A 19,066-nucleotide genomic window follows, 5' to 3' on the forward strand; every position below is an offset into this window, starting at 1 on the left:
GCCCGGCGCGCGAAAGGGAACCGCGAAGGCAGTTCGAACGGCCTGCTCCCAGCTCATCGAGGCGCACTGTCATCGCAGGTCAGGGCGTTGCCCACCGGGCCACGGCGCGACACGTCGACGGATCGGCGGCACCCACCAGACCGGTGTGCTCGAAGGTCCCCCGGTAGCTGAAGCCGGTACCGTCCAGACGCGTCACCAGACCACCCGTCTCCGCCAGGACCAGACCGGGCGCGGCCACGTCCCAGTCACGCACCGGGACGTCCTTGACGAACAGGTGGGCGTGGCCCTCGGCGATCCTGCACAGCTTCAACGAGATGCTGCCGCTCTCCAGGTACTCGCCGTAACCGAAGCGCTCGTAGACGCGCCGGGCGATCCCCGTGGGCTCGGGGGTGTTGTCGGTGAGCACCCCGTGCCCCGGCGGGGTGGGCGGGTGTACGGGCAGGGGGCGGCCGTCCCGGCGGGCGCCCCGGCCGCGCACGGCCGTGTACAGGACCTCGCTCTCGGGTGCGAAGACCGCCGCCACCTCGGGATGCTCACCGATGACCAGGGCGGCCTGGGTGACGTACCCGTCGAACCCGTGCACGTAGCTGGCGGTTCCGTCGATCGGGTCGATCAGCCAGTACCGGGGCGGGCGCTGGCGGCTCAGCGACGCGGGGTCCTCCTCGCTCACCACCGGGATTCGGCCGTCGATCGCGCTCAGCCGCCGGGAGAGCGCCCGGTGGGCCATCGCGTCGGCCTCGGCCTTGAACTGGCTGCCCTCCCACACGCCGCTGCGGGCCCCCGGGTCCCGGCGCCACTCGCGCAGCAGCCCGCCGACCTCCACGACCGCAGCGGCCACCGCCGAGGCGAGGGGGTGCGGGCCGTTCACCGCGCACGCACCGGGACGATCGGGGACCGTCCGCCGTCGGCCGCCGCGCCCGGCGGTGCGGATTCCCCGCCGTCGGGAGCGGGGACCGGGGCGGGGGAGATCCCGTGCGAGGTGAACTGCTCCTCGCTCAGGAACTCGTCCGTCCACCGGCGCACCATCGCCACGCCCTCCCGCCACCCGTCGTCCAGCCGGGGCCCGCCGCACACGGCCTGCCGCAGCAGACCGGTGACCTCGTCAACCCCGGCGGCCGCGGTGAGCGCCGCAGTGGAGGAGAAGCGGGGGTTGATCTCGAAGATCCTGGGGCGTCCCAGTCCGTCCAGGCACAGCTGGACGTTGAACGGCCCGTCCGCGCGCAGGGCGCTCTGCACCGACCGGCAGGCGCGGACGACCCCGTGGTCGCGCCTGGTGACGGCGTACCTGGTGACCCCCTGTTTGAGCACGACCTCCTTGGGCACCACCGCCTGCACCCCGCCGTCGCGCCAGACCACGACCGACACCGTGTACTCGGGGCCGGTGACGCGTTCCTGCACGATCAGTTCGTCGGCGGCGTATCCGCTCTCGGCGACCGCGCGGGCCACGTCGCGTGCGGACCCGACGGTCACGACACCGCGACTGCCCCGTCCGCTGCGGGGTTTGACGACGAAACCGCCGGAAGGGGGGTCGGTGGCGCCGGTCGGCCACTCCGAGGCGAGCCAGGTGCGGGGCACCCCGATCCCGGCCCCGTCCAGCCGCCGCATGAGGGCGTACTTGTCCAGGCAGCCGACGACGAAGTCCGGGCGGGGCAGCAGTACGGCCACCCCGTCCCCGGCGAGTTCGCCCACCGGGACGAGTTCCTCGTCCACCAGCGGAACCACGGCCACGGCCCCCTCCCGGGCGCACAGGGCGCGCATCCGGGGCAGGAAGGCATCGCTGTCGCCCGGGGGCACCAGGTAACCGCGGTCAGCCAGGTAGAGGCCCGGGGCGGCGGGGTCCACGTCGGTGGCCACCACCCGGAAACCGTGCTCACGTAGGTGCAGGATGGTTCCGGGCGTCGGAGCGGAACCCGCTGTCGTGACCACGACGGTCGGTTTCCTCGAAGGCTGCTGTGGCACCGGTCGAACCCTTCCAGGCGTGTTCCGAGTGAATGGACCGAGCCTAGACGGGGGCGGGTCCCCGGGGCTTGTGAATGGCCGAATGCGGTTGCCCGGTGAACCGGACGGTCCCTGGCGCGTGTCCCCTCGGCCCGGGCGGAAAAGGGCGGAGGGCGGACGGCGCGCCGAGCGCACCGCCCGCCCCCGCGGTCGGCCCGGGTTGTTACCGCTGCTCGTACGTGGGCGTGATGATCGCCCGGCCGAGCGTGTGCGAGAACAGGTTGAAGCCGAGAAAGGCGGGGCTCGCGGAGGAGTCCACGCCCAGGCTCGCCACGTCCACCGCGTGCACCACGAAGAAGTACCGGTGCGGGCCGTGCCCGGCGGGCGGCGCGGCACCGATGTAGCGGTGGCTTCCGGCGTCGTTGCGCAGGGTGACGGCCTGTTCCGGCAGTCCGGAACCGTTGCCCGCGTCGGTCGCCAGCTCGGTGACCTCCACGGGGATGTCGCAGACCGCCCAGTGCCAGAAACCGCTCGCGGTCGGGGCGTCCGGGTCGAAGCAGGTGACGGCGAAGCTCCGGGTCCCCTCGGGGAACCCGCTCCAGGCCAGATGCGGTGAGGCGTCCTCGCCCCCGGCTCCCATGATTCCGCTGACCTGTGCCTTGGGCAGGGTCTGTCCGTCCACCACGTCGTCGCTGGTGACGGTGAACGCGTCGACCTCGGGCAGGAAGTCGTAGGGGGAGGGTGGCTTGGCCACGGCGATGGCCTCCTTCGTTCTCGTGGATGTCCGTACCGGCCGGGACGGCCGGATACCTACGAACATACGCCCCATGGGACCCGTGCGTCGGGTGCAGCACACATCGCTCCGGGAGCGCGCGGGGCGGCGTAGGGCGGACTCGGTCTTCTGCGGTGACACCGGCGGCGGGTACCGTCGTGCCCATACCGAACGCGAACCGGGTTCGGTTTGTAAGACCGGTCCACTGACAGGAGTCGCCATGACCGACCGCTGGGGCATCACCGTTCCCTTCGAGGGCATCCCCCTGGCCGACCAGCGTCCTCTCTTCGAGGCACTGCCCGACCTCGGCTACACCGACGCCTGGTCCGCCGAGGCCAACAGCACCGACGCGTTCACGCCGCTGGCCCTGGCCAGCGTGTGGGCGCCGCGGCTGCGCCTGGGCACCGCGATCGTGCCCGCCTACACACGCGGCCCCGCGACCCTGGCGATGAGCGCCGCCACGATGGCCGCCGCCGCGCCGGGCCGTTTCGCGCTGGGCGTGGGCACCTCCTCCAACGTCATCGTCGAGCGTTGGAACTCCATCCCCTTCGAGGAGCCCTACAAGAAGGTCCGCGACACCGTGCGCTTCCTTCGCGAGGCGCTGACCGGGCAGAAGGTCAAGGCCGACTACGACACCTTCTCCGTGAAGGGGTTCACCCTGGGCTCGGCGCCCGAACAGCAGCCGCCCATCCTGGTGGCCGCGCTGCGCCAGGGCATGCTGCGCCTCGCCGGGCGCGAGGGCGACGGCGCGATCATCAACTGGCTGTCCTCGGAGGACGTGCGCACGGTCGCCCCGATCGTGCGCGAGTTCGGCGAGGACAAGGAGATCGTCGCGCGGATCTTCGCCATCCCCGACACCGACGCCGACACCGCCCGGGAGATCGGCCGGTGGGCGATCTCGGCCTACCTGAACGTGCCCGTCTACCGGGCCTTCCACGAGTGGCTGGGCAGGGAGGAGCTCGGTCCCATGTGGAAGGCGTGGGACGACGGCGACCGCAAGGGCGCGCTGGCCGCGATCCCGGACTCCGTCGTGGACGACCTCATCGTGCACGGACCCGCGGAGTACTGCCGGGAGCGGATCGAGGCCTACGCGCAGGCGGGGGTGAGTACCCCGATGATCGCCCCGATCGGCCCGCCCGGTCAGGACCCGGCCGCGGTGATCCGCGCGCTGGCGCCCCGGGGCTGACCCGGAGGCCGTGGATGTTCCCCGCGCACCGGTGTGCGGGGAACATCCCGACCGTTCGGTATGTCATTCGTCCAGCGAGGGTCCGAGGAGCCTGCGCGCCCGCAGCACCAGTTCCAGCTCGAACCGCGCCCCCGGCTCCCGCAGACGAGCCCCGAACAGCTCTTCGAGCTGCCGCATCCGGTACCGCACGGTCTGCGGGTGGATCCGCAGCCGCTCGGCCGCCTCGTTGGCGTTGGAACCCGACGCCAGCCAGGCCAGGAGGGTGTCGGCCATCCGCTCCCGCTGCGGTGCCCGCACGCCCTCCAACGGGGCCAGCCGGGACCGGGCCATCTCCGCCACCAGCTCCGTGTCCCGGGACAGCAGCAGCTCCGGCAGGTGGTCGTTCCACCGCAGCACCCCCCGGCCCGACACCACCCCGGCGCGTACCAGTTCCGCCAGCTCCCGGGCCCGGGACAGCGACACCGGGGCCCGCTCCAGCGGCACCGTCGGACCCAGTACCGCAGCGGACCCCCGCAGCGAGCGCTCCAGGGAGCGCAGCCGACCGGGCCCCTCCGGGTCGGGTACCAGGGCACACGGTTCCAACCGGTCCAGGTCCGCCAACACGTCGGAGGGCAGCACCGGTGCTGCCCCCTCCGCGGAGTCCTCCCGTGGCAGCAGGGCCACCGCCACCCGTTCGGGCACCCGCCACCGGGCCGCACGGGCCAGGGTGGACAGCGCCCGCGGGTCCGGCTCCGTCCCGGACTCGGCCAGCAGCACCTCCAGCAAACGGGACCGCCTGCGCCGCAGGGCCTCCACCCCGGCGCCGCGCACCTGGGCGTGGCCCTCGGCGGCCGCCGTCGAGATCTCCTCCTGGAACGCGAAGATCGCCTCGCCCAGGGCGGCCATCTGGTCCCGGTCGATCGACTCGGCCCGCGCCAGCCGCCGCCACGCCGCCGCCACCGACGTGCGCATACCCGTGTGCAGGCACTCCAGGGTGCGCCCCTGCCGGGCCTCGCCCGCCCCGAACGCGCGGAAGGTCTCCGTGACGGTGTCGGAGCGCTCCGAGGCGGGGCCGTCCCCGAGCCGGTCCAGGAAGGCGTGCACGGCGGTGCCGATCGCCTGCCTGATCGTCTCGGTGTGCGCCGGGTCCAGGGGGTGGGAGTGGGCCTCGGCCCGTCGGCGGATCCCGTCCAGGGCCTCCTCGGTCAGGTGCGGGACCAGGGGGCGGAGCCGGGCCCCCAGCGCCGGGGGCAGGACGGTGGCGGGGGCGCCCCGGGGTTCGGCCCGAAGTCGGTACGACATGTCACCTCCGGCGCGGACGCACAGCGGAACCGCTCGGCCACGTCTACGCGTGCACCGAATTTCCCCAAGCACGCCCGCGCGTGCTCTGTGCGCCATGGATGCCGTGATGCCGGTCACCCGCATCCATGACATCAGAGGTCGCCCCCGCGGACAAGCCCCGGCCCCGGTGAGGGGGCCGGGGTCCGCGGACCGGCCCCCACGCGCCCGTGCCGCCGTTCCGGCTGGCCGTCCCTGCCTGGTCAGGGCTGTGTGCACGTTCCAGATGCGGGTACTCATGGTCATCAATCGGGTGAATGCGGTAACAATAGTGCGGTGCGGACGTCCGCCGCTGATCGACCCCACCCGCTCCCGGAAGGCAGCCCCATGCGACGCACCCTCCTGTGTTCCCTGCTCCTGACCCTCGCCCTCACCGCCTGCCAGGGCGGGGAGGAGACGCCCGCAGACGACACCGCCGGCGGGTCGGCCGCGGAAGGGCCGGACGTGTCCGCCGAGGCCGAGGCCGAGGCCGCCGAGTCGGCACGGACCGTGGCGGAGGGGTTCGTGGCGGCCCTCGTGGCCGGAGACGGCGAGGCGGGCTGTGCCTTCACCGACGAGGGCGCCCAGTCCGCGATCACCGGCCAGAGCGAGGACGCCCGGGACTGTGCGTCCGCCTTCCCCGACTACCTCGCCGAACTGCCCGGCTCGGAGGACGCGGAGGGCTTCGAGGTCGGCGAGGTCACCGTCAGCACCGACCTGGACGGCGAGACCCTCATCGCCAGCGTCGAACTGCTCCATCCCGAGGAGGACCCCGGTGTCCTGGAGGTACGGGAGGGCGAGGACGGGCAGTGGCGCGCCACCCGCGTGCCCGGCGCCGCCCTCGGCGGGGCCTGACCGGCCCCTGCGTGAGCGACGGAACACCCCGCCGTCGGCTCCGTCGGGCTTCCGGGCGTGCGCGCTCTGCAAGAGTGGTGGTCCGTGGGGCACGGCACGACCGCGTGCCCCGTGGCACAACACGAAGGAGATCCGGGATGATCCTGATCGTCGTCAAGTACCGGGTGAAGCCCGAGGCCGTGGACAGCTTCCTCGACGAGGTCGCCGACTTCACCGCGGCGACCCGCGCGGAACCCGGGAACCTGTGGTTCGAGTGGTCCCGCAGCGTCGAGCGCGACGACGAGTTCGTGCTCGTCGAGGCGTTCAGGGACGGTGCCGGTGAGGCCCACGTCAACAGCGACCACTTCAGGGCCGGTCTGGCGTCCATGAAGCCGCTGCTGAAGGAGACCCCGCTGATCGTCAGCCGGGTGGTCGAGGGCGAGGGCTGGGACCGCATGGGCGAACTCACCGTCGACGAGTAGCGGCACGGCTGGGAAGGGGAGCGGACGTTGGGCACGTACGTGGCGGACGAGGCGCGGTACGACTCGTTGGAGTACCGGAGCTGCGGCAGGAGCGGGTTGAGGTTGCCGAGGCTGTCGTTGGGCCTGTGGCAGAACTTCGGCGGCGACCGGGACCTGGAGGGGCAGCGCCGGATCCTGCGCCGCGCCTTCGACCTGGGTGTCTTCCACTTCGACCTGGCCAACAACTACGGTCCGCCGCCGGGCAGCGCGGAGGAGAACCTCGGCCGGATCCTGGCGCGCGACTTCGGCCCCTACCGGGACGAGCTGGTGATCACCACCAAGGCCGGCTGGGTGATGGGACCGGGGCCGCACCAGCAGGGCGGTTCGCGCAAGTACCTGCTGTCCTCGCTCGACCGCTCCCTGGAACGGATGGGCCTCGACCACGTCGACGTCTTCTACAGTCACCGGCCCGACCCGGACACCCCGTTGGAGGAGACCATGACGGCCCTCCACCACGCGGTGGTGTCCGGGAGGGCCGTGTACGCGGGCATCTCCTCCTACGGGCCGTCGCTGACCCGCAGGGCGGCGGCGATCATGCGCGACCTGGGCACGCCCCTGGTCGTGCACCAGCCCTCGTACTCGATGCTCAACCGCTGGGTGGAGGACGGTCTGCTGGACGCGGCCGCGGACGAGGGCATGGGCGTGGTCGCGTTCTCGCCCCTGGCACAGGGACTGCTGACCTCCCGCTACCTGGACGGGTCGGTGCCCGCGGACTCCCGTGCCGGGGTGGGGCGGCCCAGCTGGCGCGGGAACATGCTCACCGACGAGGTGCTGGGGCGGGCCCGAGCGCTCGACCGGATCGCGGCCGAACGCGGCCAGACCCTGGCGCAGATGGCGATCTCCTGGGTGTTGCGCGACCAGGGGCCGCGCACCGTCACCACCGCGCTGATCGGGGCGTCCAGCGTGGAGCAGCTGGAACAGAACCTGGGGGCGGCGGACTCGGCGGGGTTCTCCGACGAGGAGCTGCGTGAGATCGACCGGTGGGCGGTCGACTCCGACCTCAACATCTGGTGGGGCGCCACCGCCTCCAAGGACTGACCGTTCCTCAGCAGTGTGCGGGAGCGCCCTGTGATGTCCTCCCGGTCCTGAGCGCGTTCCCCCGCCTTCTCCGTTCCCCGGTTCGGGCACGCGCCTCGTGGGCGCGCCGTCTGGACGGCCCCGGCCCCTACCGTTCGGAGGCGTCCCCCTCGTCCCTCTCGTCCCCCGGGGCGCGCCCCTCCCGGGGCTTGCGCTCGGAGCCGTCGTCGGGTTCGTCGGGGGCGGGCTCCGTCGGGGCGGGCTCCTCGCCCCAACCGGTCGGGTACCTCTTCCCGTCGGGTACCTCGTCCCAGTAGTCGGGTGAACGGACGGCCTTCTCCGCCTGGCGTTGGACGACCCAGAAGATCCCCAGCACCAGGAAGATGACGGCGACGGGTACGGCCACGGCGATCAGCGGGCCGAACGCGGGCAGCTCGAACACCGGCCTCACCTCCTTGCTCCGCGCCTACCCGCTCACCCGCGCCCTCACCCATCGCGGCGGGCGCGGGGAGGCCCTGCCCCGCCTCCGTGGGGCGGGGCAGGGCCCGAGGGGGCCGGGCCGGAGACAGTCCCGGGCGTCGCGGCAGGGTGTTACCGGACGGGCAGGCCGGTGACGGTGCGGCCGATGATGAGTTTCTGGATCTCGCTGGCGCCCTCGAAGATGGTGAAGATGGTGGCGTCGCGGTGCCAGCGCTCGACGGGGTACTCGCGGGTGTAGCCGTTGCCGCCGAGGATGCGCAGGGCGTTCTGGGTGACGAAGGTGGCGGTCTCGGAGGCGAACAGTTTGCTCATGGAGCCCTCGGCGTTGGCGAAGTCCTTGCCGTTGCGGGCCATCCAGGCGGCGCGCCACACGAGCAGGCGGGCGGCGTCGATGCGGGTGGCCATGTCGGCGAGCAGGAAGGCCACGCCCTGGTTGTCGCCGATGGGCTTGCCGAACTGCTCGCGCTGGGTGGAGTAGTCACGGGCGTACTCGTAGGCGGCCCGGGCGCAGCCGACCGCCATCGCGCCGACCGTGGGCCGGGTCGCCTCGAAGGTCTTCATGGCGGCCTGGCCCTTGGAGCGTTTGCCCTCGCGGGCGCGGGCGAGGCGTTCGTCGAGTTTGTCCTTGCCGCCCAGCAGGCAGGAGCCGGGGATTCGGACGTCGTCCAGGACGACCTCGGCGGTGTGCGAGGCGCGGATGCCGTGTTTGGCGAACTTCTGCCCCTGGGACAGCCCCGGGGTGTTCGGCGGGATGACGAACGAGGCCTGTCCGCGTGAACCCAGTTCCGGTTCGACCGCGGCGATGACCACGTGGACGTTGGCGATGCCGCCGTTGGTGGCCCAGGTCTTGACGCCGTTGAGGACCCACTCGTCCTTGGCCTGGTCGTAGACGGCGCGGGTCCTGATCGCGGAGACGTCGGAGCCGGCGTTGGGCTCGGAGGCGCAGAACGCGGCGAGCTTGACGTCGTCGGCGGTGCCGAACATCTGCGGCGCCCACTCACCGACCTGCTCGGGGGTGCCGGTCTTGCTCAGTGACGCGGCGGCCAGGCCGGTGCCCATGATGGACAGGCCGATGCCGGAGTCGCCCCAGAACAGTTCCTCGATGGCCACCGACATGCCCAGGCCGCTCTCCTCGAACGCCTGGGTGGCGAAGAAGTCGAGCGAGTACAGCCCGATCTTGGCGGCCTCCTGGATGATCGGCCAGGGGGTCTCCTCGCGCTCGTCCCACTCGGCCCCGGCGGGGCGGATGACGTCCTTGGCGAACCCGTGCGTCCAGTCCCGGACGTCGCTGATCTCTTCGGGCAACTGGAGGGAGAAGTCGGGCATGGGGGTGGCTCCTTGGCAGTTCGGGCTGGGGTGTTACCGGCGGTTACGCGCAGGTGTTACCCATGGGTAGCACTCCGGTTTCCGAGCTGTCCAGGTGTCGGGGGCCTTCGCGTGCGAGGGTGACGCGGCAGCGGGGGAATCCGGTGGTTCCGCGCGGGGAAAGGGGTGTTGTCGCATTCTTTCCCCTGATCCGCCAGGGGAAAGCGTTCTCGCTCGAACCCGGAGCCCCGTGCCGGACGAGCCGGGAGCCCGTCTCCGGTCCCGTGGATTCCGTGCCCGGGTCGGGCTCCTCCCGGGTCGGGCGCCGCGTCTCGACGCTCGCCCGGGAAATCTTCTGCGCGGCCGGGGATATTGGGGCGACCGGGGAGGCCGCCCCCGATGATTTCTCGCCCCGTTTATTCCTTGTGGGGCTGATGGGGCTCAAGGGTTCTTTTTCGGTGATCTGGAAAACGCGAACGCTTTTCCCGGGGGCCCCGAATGGCTAGGCTCTCGTGTGTCCTAGATCACAGCTTCGAGGAAGCCGTTCAGGAGAACCCATGACCTCCGTACCCGGCACCGCGGACGCCCCCACGCACCGCACCCTTCCCGAACTCCTCCTGCGCAACGCCCGGGAGCACCCCGACCGACCGGCCCTGTCCTGGCGTGAACCCGGGGCCGCCGAATGGACCACCCTCACCTGGGCCCGGGTCCACGACGCCGTCACCGCCCTCACCGAGGGGTACGCCGCCCTCGGCGTCCGCCCCGGCGACCACGCTCTCATCATGATGGGCAACCGGCCCGAACACTGGCTCTCCGACCTGGCCCTGGTGCACGCCGGCGCCGTCCCCAGCACCGTCTACTCCACCTCCGCGCCCGAGCAGGTCACCCACATCGCCCGGCACAGCCGCGCCCGCCTGGCCGTGGTCGAGAGCGCCGAGACCGCCGCCCACTGGGAGACCCTCCTCAAGGACCCGGACACACCCCTGGAACACCTCGTCGTGGTCGAGGGAGCCGACCCCGACCGCGGCCACACCCCCTACACCGCCCTCGCCGCAACCGTCCCCGCGGGCGCGGCCGACCGGTGGCGCGACCTCACCCCCGACTCCCTCGCCACCGTCGTCTACACCTCCGGCACCACCGGGAACCCCAAGGGCGTGGCGATCTCCCACCGCAGCGTCCTCGCCCAGGCCAACGCCCTGGACCGGGCCATCGAGGTACCCGAGAACCCCGCCCACGTCTGCTACCTGCCCCTGGCCCACATCGCCGAACGGCTGCTGGGCCTGTACATGCCGCTGGTGCGCGTCTCCCACGTGTGGATGTGCGCCGACCCCACCGCGGTGGCCGGGGTCCTGCCGCACGTGCGTCCCCCGCACTTCCTCGGCGTGCCCCGGGTGTGGGAGAAGTTCGCCGGGGCGGTCCAGGCGGTCCTGGCCGGCCTGCCCGAGGAACAGCGCCAGGCCGTCGACCGGGCCCGGGCGGTCGCCACCGCCTACGTCGAACACCTCGAACGCGACGGCGAGGTCCCCGCCGACCTCGAACGGCGCTACCAGGACGCCCGCTCCGCCGTTCTCGAACCCCTCCTCGCCAAACTGGGCCTGGACCGCGTGGTCCTGCCCTCCAGCGCCTCGGCACCCATGCCCCTGGACGTGGTCCGCTTCTGGGCCTCCCTCGGCATCGTCGTCATGGACGCCTGGGGCCTCACCGAGTCCGTGGGCGTGGCCACCATGAACGTGCCCGGAACCGGGAGCTTCCGGCTCGGATCGGTGGGCCGCCCCATCGAGGGAGTCCAGATGCGGTTGGGTGAGGACGGCGAGGTGTTCCTGCGCGGCGACACCCTCTTCGACGGCTACCTCCAGCCGGACGGGTCGGTGCGCCCCGACACAGACGGCGAGGGCTGGTTCGCCACCGGCGACGTCGGCCGGGTCGACGAGGACGGCTTTCTGTGGATCACCGACCGCAAGAAGGAACTCATCGTCACCTCCGGCGGCAAGAACGTCTCACCGGCCCTGGTGGAGAACACCCTCAAGGAGCACCCGCTGGTCGGGCAGGCCTTCGCGCACGGCGACCACCGGCCCTACCTGGTGGCGCTCCTCGTGCTCGACCCCGAACTGACCCCGCTGTGGGCCGCGTCCCAGGGCATCGGGGCGCAGGGGGAGGAACTGGCCGGGCATCCGGAGGTCCTCGCCGAGGTGGACCGCGCCGTCCAGGCCGCCAACGCCCGCCTCAGCCGGGCCGAACAGGTCAAGCGGTACCGGGTGCTGACCGGGGAGTGGGGGCCGGACACCGGTGAACTGACCCCCTCCCTCAAACTCCGCCGCCGCGTGGTGGCGGACCGCTACGCCGACCAGTTGAACGCCCTCTACCAGGACTGATAGCGAACGAGGGGAGAGCGTCACCAGCGACGACAGCATCCCCTCGGTTCGGGGTGCCAGGAACCCGGACGGGATCGGGCCTTGTAGTCCTGTGGGTGCAGGGCTACAGGGCCGCCAGGGGCGGAGGCGGTCAGTGGTGGACGCCCACAGCGGTCAGGTGCAGGGCGCACACGGTTCCGGCTGTGCTCGCGCCGATCAGCAGGGCGCACCGGGGGAGCCCCCACTACGGTTTCAGGATCCTTAGCACGGCGCCCACCTTCGCCTCCAGGGCATCGACCAGCTCCGGTCCACTGGCGTCTCCGGGCACTTCCAGGGGCACCCACGCCTGTCCATCATCGCGTCGGACCTCGCGGGACAGTTCCGAAGCCAGGAGTCGCTGGAGTGCCGCCTGGAATCCGCCGGATCCCCTGTCGTCCTTGTGGAGCATCAGCCAGAACGGGGTCAGCCCCTCGTCCGCGAAGCTGCCCCAGACCCCGACCTGCACCCAGGTCTCCTGGCTGATCTCCGGCAGGTACCGGTATGTCCATGGCTTCGAGACCAGGTCCCCTTGCATCGGTAGGTCACGGGGCCGCGAAGACCCCAGAAACCGCGCCGTGAGGACGTTCACGATCCTGACGAGGTCGCCCGCCCGCTCCTGCCAGTCCCGGCCGGTGGCGGTTCCAGCCAGAGGCGGTATCACGCCTGCGCCCAGCGTCCGGCACATGGCCCTCAGCTGACGCAGGTCGCTGGCAAGCCCGGCATCACTGGATTCCTCGGCGACGGCAGCCCACACGTTGAGCCACTCACCCCAGGTGACGACAGCGTGCGCCACCGCTTCGGACCGAGCGTCGACCGCCCGCTCGAGGGTCCGCTGCACCTCGTCCACTCTGCTTGGCGGAACGAGCACGAACAAAGCACCGTGGTGGGGGCCGGAACGCCGGTTGAGGACCTCGAGATAGGCAGCTACCTGCCCGTCGGTCAGATCCGCGCCGAACTTGGCCTCGACCAGGGCGATGGTGTGTCCGTCCGTGTCGAGCATCTCGATGTCGGGTCGGGACCTGTCATCGTGCACTGACTCGGGAACGAACTGGTCCACGCTGGTGAGGTCTATGTTGGCCCGTGCCCCCAGGTACGCGAGTATCGCAGCGCGTAGCTCCGGGTCGGACGCCAGCCAGGTCAGCGATTTGGTCGCCGCGACCTCGCCCATGCCCATGAACCAGCCCTCACCGGCAAGTTGACCCAGCAGGGGGACCCGGCCATCCGGGGAGTCAGCGTCTGTCATGGCCACACCGTAGACCGGTGCCGCCAGGAACTTCCAACGCAATGGCTTCTGGGTGGCCGACCACGGCATCAGCTGCTCCTGACGAGCCGACTGACGCGGCGCGGGGGCGCTCCGCAGCCTGAGCGCCCCCGCGCGAGGGAGTGGGGCCCAGCGGGCCGGTCGGTCCTCAGGAGGAGAGCAGGGGGGCCAACCGGGCCAGGGTGCCCAGCCGGTCGCACTCGCCGGGCAGCGGCTGGACCACGACGTGGTCGGCACCGGCCGCCAGGTGCGCGTCCAGCGCGGTGGCCGCCTCCCGGGCCGACCCCTGGGCCACGAGGGCGTCGATCAGGGCGTCGCTGCCGCCGTCGGCCAGGTCCCCGCTGGTGAACCCCAGCCGCTCCAGGTTGGCTGCGTAATTACGTATCCCCAGGTAGAAGGACATGCCCTCGCGTGCGGCCCGCCGGGTTCCGGCCGGGTCCCCGCCCAGCACCGCCTTGTGCTCGACGGCCAGCAACGGCCCTTCGCCCAGTACCTCCCGGGCGGTGCGGGTGTGCTCCGGGGTGACCAGGTAGGGGTGGGACCCGGCCGCGCGTTCGGCGCTCAGCCCCAGCATCCTCGGCCCCAACGCCGCCAACACCCTGCGGTTCCCCGGGACCCCTTCCGCGTCCAGCACGTCCAGGTACTCCCGCATCCCGTGCAGGGGCCGGACCGCCTCACCACCGTCGGTCTCCCGGTGCCCCGCCCCGATCCCCAGCAGGAACCGGCCCGGGTACGCGGCCTCCAACCGCCGGTAGGCGTCGGCGACCTCCTCGGCGGGCGCGGACCAGATGTTGACGATCCCGGTGGCCACCGCCAGCCGGGACGTGGCCGCCAACGCGGTCGCCACCGGCTCCAGTTCGGAGGTGGGCGAACCGCCCACCCACAGGGTGCCGTAGTCCAGGCGCTCCACCTCGGCGGCCACGTCCTCGTCGACGTACTGGTGCGGCAGCCACACACCGTGCCTGCCCAGTGCCACCGGTGTCGCGTCCAGGCCCATGGGTTCTCCTCGATGCGCTCGCTGTCCTCGGATCGGTGCCCTCACCAAACTACGGCGGCGGGGCGGACGGCACGACGACCGCCTCGCCCCGTGTCCGGTCCCGTTCGGATGCGGCGCAGGTCGCCCCCGGTGCCGTGGTTCGCAGATCCGCCGCCCGCCCCGCGCGGCACGCAGTATCCTTCAACGCACAGGCCCGGCCCCGTGCGGCTCCCCCCGCCCCCTGGAGACGGCACATGCGCGCGTTCCCCCCGAGTGAGGACCCCGACCAGGTCGTCACGGTCCAGCAGGACTACGACAGCGACACCCACCTGGACACCCACCACCTGGAAGCGGGCCAGGTCCGCACCTTCGGCCGCGGCGGACGCAACCGCCGGGTCGACATCCGGCTGGCCGACGAGGACCGGGCGGTGTCCCGGGTGGCCGGGGAGATCATCGCGCGCGGCGACCACTGGCGGATCAGCAACCTGAGCCCGACCAAGTCCTACGTCGTGGAGAACACCGAACGCCTCGCCGGTTTCCTCAAGGTCCCACCGCACACCCAGGGGATGCTGGTCCCCTTCGAGACCTCCCGGGTCCTCGTCCCCGGGGGCCGGGGCGAACACGGTTTCCTGGTGATGGCGCCCGCGGCCTGCAGCAGTATTCTGGTTCCCGGTGCGGGCGAGGACCCGTTCGTCGCCCAGGACCCCGACGACACCGCCGCCGAGCACACCGACGTCCGCAGCTTCCGGATCGACCGCCTGCACACCTACTACCGGGTCCTCGTGGCCTTCTGCGAACCCCGGCTGCGCGACCCCGGCACCCGGTACACGCCCACCCAGGTCCAGGTGGCCGAACGGCTCGGCCTGTCCAAGGCGGCGGTCAACTCCCACATCGACTACCTGCTCAGGAACAAGTTCCAGGTGGAACCGGGGGAGGCCCGCCAGGGGCAGGACTGGCGGGTGGACGTGCTCACGGAGAAGGCGCTCCACTTCGGCCTGGTCACCGACGGGGACCTGTCCGTGCTCCCCGACCCCCAGGGTTCGCGGTAGCCGTACGGCACCGGCCGGGGCGGATCACATCGGGTGCAGGCGGGCCGCGGCCCCTTCGCGCACGCACCGGGTGACCTCGTCGAGCAGCGGCGAGCGCAGGTTCCAGCGCTGCCAGAACAGCCGGACCTCCACCGGGCGCTCCGGGGCCAGCGCCACCAGCCTGCCGCTCTCCAGGTCCCGCGCGCACTGGTGCTCGGGGACCGCGCCCCACCCGAAGCCCAGCAGTACCGTGCGCGCGAAGTCCTCCGACGCCGGGATGTAGTGGCGCGGCCCGCGTGAGCCCTCCCCGGTCAGGTCGCGCAGGAAGCGGTCCTGCAGATCGTCCTTGCGGTCGAAGTTCACCACCGGCGCCCTGTTGAGCCCCTCGACCCCGCGCACCCCGTGGCGCTCGGCGAACCCCGGGCTGCACACCGCCTGGTAGCGCAGCACCCCCAGACCCTCCACGGAACACCCCTGCACCGCCTCCGGCGTGGAGGTCACCGCGGCCATCACCGAACCCGAGCGCAGCAGCCCGGTGGTGTGCTCCTCGTCCTCGCGGTGGATCTCGAAGACGGCGCCCAGTTCCGGGGGGAGTTCGGAGAGCGCCTCCAGGAACCAGGTGGACAGGCTGTCGGCGTTCACGGCCAGGGGTACGTGGTTGCGGTTCCCCTCCCCGCCGTGGCGCAGTTCGGACAGCACGTCCTGGTCCAGCAGCAGCACCTGGCGGGCGTAGCGCAGTACGGCGTCGCCCGCCTCGGTGGGCACCACCGGGTTGGTCCGCTGTACCAGGACCTGGCCCGCGGTCTGCTCCATGGTCCGGACCCGCTGCGAGACCGCGGAGGAGGTCACGTGCAGGCGGCGGGCGGCCGACTCGAAGGTGCCCTCGTCGACGAGGGCGGTCAGTGTGCGCAGGTGGTCGAACTGGAAGGGCATCCACGGGCTCCTGACGTGCGGTCATAAGGAGTGCTTAGGTGTTCTGAGAAAGTTTAGCTTTACTGTATGACGCAGGTGGGGGAGGCTTCTCCCGTGAACGAAACCCTTCTCCCCGCACTGACGGGCATGGGCACCGGCCTGGCGCTCATCGTCGCCATCGGTGCCCAGAACGCGTACCTGCTCCGGCTCGGCATCGAGGGCCGGTCCGACACGGTCCTGGCGGTGGTGCTGCTCTGCGCGGTGTCGGACGCGCTGCTCATTACCGCCGGTGTCGTGGGCATCGGCGGGCTGGTCGAGGCCCTGCCCACGGCGATGGTGGTCATCCGGCTGCTCGGCGCCGGCTTCCTCGTGGTGTACGGCCTGCTCGCCGCCTGGAGGGCCCTTCGGCCCGGGCGGGCCGAGGCCCTGGTGCCCACGGAGGACGTTCCCGGGGCCGAACCGAGGCCAGCGGAGAGCGCTTCGGCGGTCCGGGCCGCCACCCGCGAGCGCACGAGTACCCGGAAACGCACCGGCACCAGGGCCGCGCTCGTCACCGCTTTCGCTCTGACCTGGCTCAACCCGCACGTGTACCTGGACACCGTGCTCTTCCTCGGTTCGGTCGCCAACCAGCAGGCCGGGGACGCCCGCTGGTGGTGGGCGGCCGGGGCCGTGACCGGGAGCTTCGTGTGGTTCTTCTCCCTGGGTTTCGGGGCCGGGCTGCTTCGTCCGGTGTTCGCCCGCCCGGCAGCCTGGCGGGTGCTCGACGGGGCCATCGCGGTTCTCATGCTCACCCTCGGCGTCCGGCTGGCGCTCGGGAGCTGAGGCCTATGGCTCGCTCTGCTCCCCGTGCACTCGGGAACGGTTCCGGGGAGATGTTGCTTTCGGGGCGGGACGTGAAGCGATCCGGAGTTCCTTCGACAACGGTCCACTTGATGTGTGAAAATCACACACATGGACAAGTTGGCCCTTGGGAAGCGCATTGCTCAGGCCCGCGAAGACGCGGGCATGACCCAGGAGGAGATCGGCCTTGCGGTAGGGCTCGACCGGAGCGCGGTCAGCAGGCTTGAGAAGGGCGAGCGAAAGCTGAGCGTCCCTGAACTCGTCGCTGTCGCGAACCAGCTCGACCGCCCTCTCGCCTACTTCGTCACCGAGCCGGTGCCCGCGGCGGTGAGTCGGCGAAGCGACACCGTGCAGGCCCACGAGACCACATGGGCCCTAGACTCAGAACTCGAACAGTTCGCGGCGGACGTCCGGCTGTGCCTGGAGATGGGCCTGCTCACGCCGATGGCGCGCCCCAAGGATGCGTGCACTCCGAAGACTCACGAATCCGCGGAGCGCATGGCCGGGCTGGTCCGGCGGCGCCTCGACATGGCTGACAAACCTGTACGGGATCTCGGTGCGGTCTGCCAGCGCCTCGGGCTGTACACGTTCTCCTCACCACTGGGCGGGAACGGCCCCGACGGTGGCTGTGTTGAGGTCACCGACGGCTCGGAGACTCTCGGGGCTGCGGTGATCAACGGTGACGCTCCTGCTGGGCGTCGTCGCATGACTCTGGCGCACGAACTCGGCCACTGGCTCTGCGGCGACGCGTACGACGCGCGAGTGTCCTCAGGCAGCGAAAAGATGATCAACTCGTTCGCAATCCACTTTCTTGCTCCGCGCGCTGGCGTCAGTGCGGTTTGGAAACAGCACGCGAGCTGGACTGTTCGGGAGAGGGCTCTCGCGATCGGAGCGTCGTTCAGACTGAGCTGGTCCGCCGCCCTCGGACAACTCAGAAACCTCGGGCTCATCAGTTACGACGAGCACGGATCCATGAACCAGGAGGATCCGCGAGCCGGAGACTACATGCGCCTCGGTCTGTCCTGGGACAACGAACTCTCCAGTCCCTACGTCTCGCCAGGCTTCGCGGCGGCTTGCGTGAACGGCTACACATCGGGCCGTCTGACGGCCGACCGGACGGTCGAACTGATGCGGGGGACACTCGCCGCCGAAGAACTGCCACATCAGGACCCCCTATCCCTGGACGACCTCCGCGTCTCGTTTGCGGGGCACGATGACTGATCCACGCAGGTGGGTGATGGATACAAGCACCTATACGCACCTTTGTCGCGCTGGCCACGCGGACATCATCGAGAAACTCGCGCCCCTCGGTGTCGTACTCGTACCCAGTGAGGTGAACACCGAGATCGAACGGGGGAGGGAGGCCTATCAGGATATTCCGTCCGTTTCCTCCGTCAGCTGGGCCGAGATAGCCATTCTGTCAGAGGAAGAGGTCTGGACGCAGATCGAGGTCAAGGCCCAGATGGGCGGAGACCCCACCAGTCATATCGGCGAGTGTGCTGTCATCGCCTGTGCCAGGCACCGGGGCATGGTCGCGATCCTGGATGAACGCGCCGCGGTCGCGCAGGCAAGGCGGTTTCGCGTGCCCACGCATGACACGTTGTGGATCGTGGTCGAGGCGTACAAGGAGCTTTACCAGAGGGACCGTGCTCTGGCCGCTCGTGTGGTGGACGACCTGCTGTCCACCGGCATGTTCCTGCCAGTCCCCTCGGGCGGGAGCCTGTTCTCCTGGGCGTACGAGGAAGGCCTTCTTCCCTGACCCTGGCCCACTGGGGTCCACGCCAGAACCGAACCAGGCGCCCGGTCTGTCCCGGCCATCTGGCTCTGCTTTCATTGCAAGGACCGGGCGTTCCCTCTGCGAAGACGTTCGTCCGCCTACGCGCCGAGTGTGCTGATGGACAGCGGGGCGGTGCTGTGCAGCGCTTCCCACCTGGCGTTGTGCGCGACTGGCCACAAGCTGGCCGCCCAGGTGACCTCCTGCCCCTCGGTGGTGAACTTCCGGCCCCGAATCTCCTGGTAGGTCGTCAGGAACGCCTCGGAACTCTCGATCGGCGCCAGCCTGGGAATCCCGGAGTTGGCGAAGGTCCTGCTGGTGGCTCCCACGAGTGCGGCCTCCGGCTGCCAGCCCAGCACGACGGAAGCGAGTTCCCGGGTCGCTGCGCAGGGTTCCAGAAGCCTGAAACTACTAAGAATCTACGTAGTAAAGGCTTGGTGGACTTTTCCACGGATGGCTCGGACACGGGCGGAACATGCGCTGAGCCAGGCTCCCGGTCTGCCCCAGGTCACCTGGCTCCACTATCCCTTTCCGGA

At 71.1% G+C, this 19,066-nt stretch carries 19 protein-coding genes; 9 read left to right on the forward strand and 10 right to left on the reverse strand.

Going from position 1 to position 19,066, the window contains the following annotated elements; all coding sequences use genetic code 11:
- Positions 1–79: 79 nt before the first annotated feature.
- The 3 genes from AC0VYD_RS07600 to AC0VYD_RS07610 all read right to left on the reverse strand — a co-directional run bounded on the left by AC0VYD_RS07600 (position 80) and on the right by AC0VYD_RS07610 (position 2,692).
- Positions 80–868, reverse strand: coding sequence for a 3'(2'),5'-bisphosphate nucleotidase CysQ family protein (locus AC0VYD_RS07600; protein WP_475479219.1), 789 nt, complete (start codon positions 866–868; stop codon positions 80–82).
- Entirely contained in the window at positions 865–1,926 is a 1,062-nt protein-coding gene (locus tag AC0VYD_RS07605; RefSeq protein ID WP_475479220.1) for an ATP-grasp domain-containing protein, read from the reverse strand. Before AC0VYD_RS07605 ends, AC0VYD_RS07600 begins: the two co-directional genes overlap by 4 nt.
- Before the next feature lie 235 nt (positions 1,927–2,161).
- Positions 2,162–2,692 carry a YbhB/YbcL family Raf kinase inhibitor-like protein gene (locus AC0VYD_RS07610; protein ID WP_473040825.1) on the reverse strand — a complete coding sequence of 177 codons (531 nt, stop codon included), beginning with the start codon at positions 2,690–2,692 and terminating at the stop codon, positions 2,162–2,164.
- A gap of 238 nt (positions 2,693–2,930) precedes the next feature.
- Here AC0VYD_RS07610 and AC0VYD_RS07615 point away from each other — a divergent pair, with 238 nt between their 5' ends.
- Complete coding sequence (locus AC0VYD_RS07615) at positions 2,931–3,896, forward strand: LLM class F420-dependent oxidoreductase (protein ID WP_473040824.1); 966 nt, start codon at positions 2,931–2,933, stop codon at positions 3,894–3,896.
- A gap of 63 nt (positions 3,897–3,959) precedes the next feature.
- Here AC0VYD_RS07615 and AC0VYD_RS07620 read toward each other — a convergent pair whose 3' ends face one another.
- Positions 3,960–5,177 carry a PucR family transcriptional regulator gene (locus tag AC0VYD_RS07620; RefSeq protein WP_475479221.1) on the reverse strand — a complete coding sequence of 406 codons (1,218 nt, stop codon included), beginning with the start codon at positions 5,175–5,177 and terminating at the stop codon, positions 3,960–3,962.
- A gap of 363 nt (positions 5,178–5,540) precedes the next feature.
- Between AC0VYD_RS07620 and AC0VYD_RS07625 the strand changes: the two genes are divergently transcribed.
- From AC0VYD_RS07625 to AC0VYD_RS07635, 3 genes are all read left to right on the forward strand, one after another.
- Entirely contained in the window at positions 5,541–6,047 is a 507-nt protein-coding gene (locus AC0VYD_RS07625; RefSeq protein ID WP_475479222.1) for a lumazine-binding domain protein, read from the forward strand.
- A 137-nt stretch (positions 6,048–6,184) separates the two neighbouring features.
- Positions 6,185–6,508 (forward strand): antibiotic biosynthesis monooxygenase, encoded by a 324-nt coding sequence (locus AC0VYD_RS07630; RefSeq protein WP_473040821.1) that lies wholly within the window; start codon positions 6,185–6,187, stop codon positions 6,506–6,508.
- A gap of 27 nt (positions 6,509–6,535) precedes the next feature.
- On the forward strand, positions 6,536–7,585 hold the full coding sequence (locus AC0VYD_RS07635; protein WP_475479223.1) for an aldo/keto reductase: 1,050 nt from the start codon (positions 6,536–6,538) through the stop codon (positions 7,583–7,585).
- A 127-nt stretch (positions 7,586–7,712) separates the two neighbouring features.
- On the opposite strand, the gene AC0VYD_RS07640 is transcribed toward AC0VYD_RS07635, so the two are convergent.
- Complete coding sequence (locus AC0VYD_RS07640) at positions 7,713–8,006, reverse strand: hypothetical protein (protein WP_475479224.1); 294 nt, start codon at positions 8,004–8,006, stop codon at positions 7,713–7,715.
- A 149-nt stretch (positions 8,007–8,155) separates the two neighbouring features.
- The gene (locus AC0VYD_RS07645; RefSeq protein ID WP_475479225.1) at positions 8,156–9,370 is read right to left on the reverse strand and encodes an acyl-CoA dehydrogenase family protein; all 1,215 of its coding nucleotides are present in this window, start codon (positions 9,368–9,370) and stop codon (positions 8,156–8,158) included.
- A gap of 536 nt (positions 9,371–9,906) precedes the next feature.
- On the opposite strand from AC0VYD_RS07645, the gene AC0VYD_RS07650 reads away from it, so the two are divergent.
- Complete coding sequence (locus tag AC0VYD_RS07650; protein ID WP_475479226.1) at positions 9,907–11,721, forward strand: AMP-dependent synthetase/ligase; 1,815 nt, start codon at positions 9,907–9,909, stop codon at positions 11,719–11,721.
- Between the two features lie 223 nt (positions 11,722–11,944).
- Here AC0VYD_RS07650 and AC0VYD_RS07655 read toward each other — a convergent pair whose 3' ends face one another.
- Positions 11,945–12,982, reverse strand: a complete 1,038-nt coding sequence (locus tag AC0VYD_RS07655; RefSeq protein WP_475479227.1) for a hypothetical protein — start codon at positions 12,980–12,982, stop codon at positions 11,945–11,947.
- Positions 12,983–13,148: 166 nt separating this feature from the next.
- On the reverse strand, positions 13,149–13,997 hold the full coding sequence (locus AC0VYD_RS07660; protein ID WP_475479228.1) for an LLM class F420-dependent oxidoreductase: 849 nt from the start codon (positions 13,995–13,997) through the stop codon (positions 13,149–13,151).
- A gap of 233 nt (positions 13,998–14,230) precedes the next feature.
- Between AC0VYD_RS07660 and AC0VYD_RS07665 the strand changes: the two genes are divergently transcribed.
- Positions 14,231–15,025 (forward strand): winged helix-turn-helix domain-containing protein, encoded by a 795-nt coding sequence (locus AC0VYD_RS07665; RefSeq protein WP_475479229.1) that lies wholly within the window; start codon positions 14,231–14,233, stop codon positions 15,023–15,025.
- 24 nt (positions 15,026–15,049) lie between these two features.
- On the opposite strand, the gene AC0VYD_RS07670 is transcribed toward AC0VYD_RS07665, so the two are convergent.
- The gene (locus AC0VYD_RS07670; protein ID WP_475479230.1) at positions 15,050–15,937 is read right to left on the reverse strand and encodes a LysR family transcriptional regulator ArgP; all 888 of its coding nucleotides are present in this window, start codon (positions 15,935–15,937) and stop codon (positions 15,050–15,052) included.
- A 93-nt stretch (positions 15,938–16,030) separates the two neighbouring features.
- Here AC0VYD_RS07670 and AC0VYD_RS07675 point away from each other — a divergent pair, with 93 nt between their 5' ends.
- The 3 genes from AC0VYD_RS07675 (at position 16,031) to AC0VYD_RS07685 (ending at position 18,515) form a co-directional block, all read left to right on the forward strand.
- Positions 16,031–16,738, forward strand: a complete 708-nt coding sequence (locus tag AC0VYD_RS07675) for a LysE/ArgO family amino acid transporter (RefSeq protein WP_475479231.1) — start codon at positions 16,031–16,033, stop codon at positions 16,736–16,738.
- 129 nt (positions 16,739–16,867) lie between these two features.
- Positions 16,868–17,977, forward strand: a complete 1,110-nt coding sequence (locus AC0VYD_RS07680; protein ID WP_475479232.1) for a helix-turn-helix domain-containing protein — start codon at positions 16,868–16,870, stop codon at positions 17,975–17,977.
- Between the two features lie 16 nt (positions 17,978–17,993).
- On the forward strand, positions 17,994–18,515 hold the full coding sequence (locus tag AC0VYD_RS07685) for a PIN domain-containing protein (protein WP_475479233.1): 522 nt from the start codon (positions 17,994–17,996) through the stop codon (positions 18,513–18,515).
- 116 nt (positions 18,516–18,631) lie between these two features.
- Here AC0VYD_RS07685 and AC0VYD_RS07690 read toward each other — a convergent pair whose 3' ends face one another.
- The gene (locus tag AC0VYD_RS07690) at positions 18,632–18,889 is read right to left on the reverse strand and encodes a hypothetical protein (RefSeq protein WP_475479234.1); all 258 of its coding nucleotides are present in this window, start codon (positions 18,887–18,889) and stop codon (positions 18,632–18,634) included.
- Between the last annotated feature and the right edge of the window lie 177 nt (positions 18,890–19,066).

Source organism: Nocardiopsis sp. iso_40 (genome assembly GCF_056173285.1).

What these genes read in the sequence shown, in the direction of transcription:
- AC0VYD_RS07615 (WP_473040824.1), top strand. Translation starts at nt 2,931, where the DNA reads ATGACCGACCGCTGGGGCATCACCGTTCCCTTCGAGGGCATCCCCCTG.
- AC0VYD_RS07620 (WP_475479221.1), bottom strand. Translation starts at nt 5,177, where the DNA reads ATGTCGTACCGACTTCGGGCCGAACCCCGGGGCGCCCCCGCCACCGTC.
- AC0VYD_RS07625 (WP_475479222.1), top strand. Translation starts at nt 5,541, where the DNA reads ATGCGACGCACCCTCCTGTGTTCCCTGCTCCTGACCCTCGCCCTCACC.
- AC0VYD_RS07630 (WP_473040821.1), top strand. Translation starts at nt 6,185, where the DNA reads ATGATCCTGATCGTCGTCAAGTACCGGGTGAAGCCCGAGGCCGTGGAC.
- AC0VYD_RS07645 (WP_475479225.1), bottom strand. Translation starts at nt 9,370, where the DNA reads ATGCCCGACTTCTCCCTCCAGTTGCCCGAAGAGATCAGCGACGTCCGG.
- AC0VYD_RS07650 (WP_475479226.1), top strand. Translation starts at nt 9,907, where the DNA reads ATGACCTCCGTACCCGGCACCGCGGACGCCCCCACGCACCGCACCCTT.
- AC0VYD_RS07655 (WP_475479227.1), bottom strand. Translation starts at nt 12,982, where the DNA reads ATGACAGACGCTGACTCCCCGGATGGCCGGGTCCCCCTGCTGGGTCAA.
- AC0VYD_RS07660 (WP_475479228.1), bottom strand. Translation starts at nt 13,997, where the DNA reads ATGGGCCTGGACGCGACACCGGTGGCACTGGGCAGGCACGGTGTGTGG.
- AC0VYD_RS07665 (WP_475479229.1), top strand. Translation starts at nt 14,231, where the DNA reads ATGCGCGCGTTCCCCCCGAGTGAGGACCCCGACCAGGTCGTCACGGTC.
- AC0VYD_RS07670 (WP_475479230.1), bottom strand. Translation starts at nt 15,937, where the DNA reads ATGCCCTTCCAGTTCGACCACCTGCGCACACTGACCGCCCTCGTCGAC.
- AC0VYD_RS07680 (WP_475479232.1), top strand. Translation starts at nt 16,868, where the DNA reads ATGGACAAGTTGGCCCTTGGGAAGCGCATTGCTCAGGCCCGCGAAGAC.
- AC0VYD_RS07685 (WP_475479233.1), top strand. Translation starts at nt 17,994, where the DNA reads ATGGATACAAGCACCTATACGCACCTTTGTCGCGCTGGCCACGCGGAC.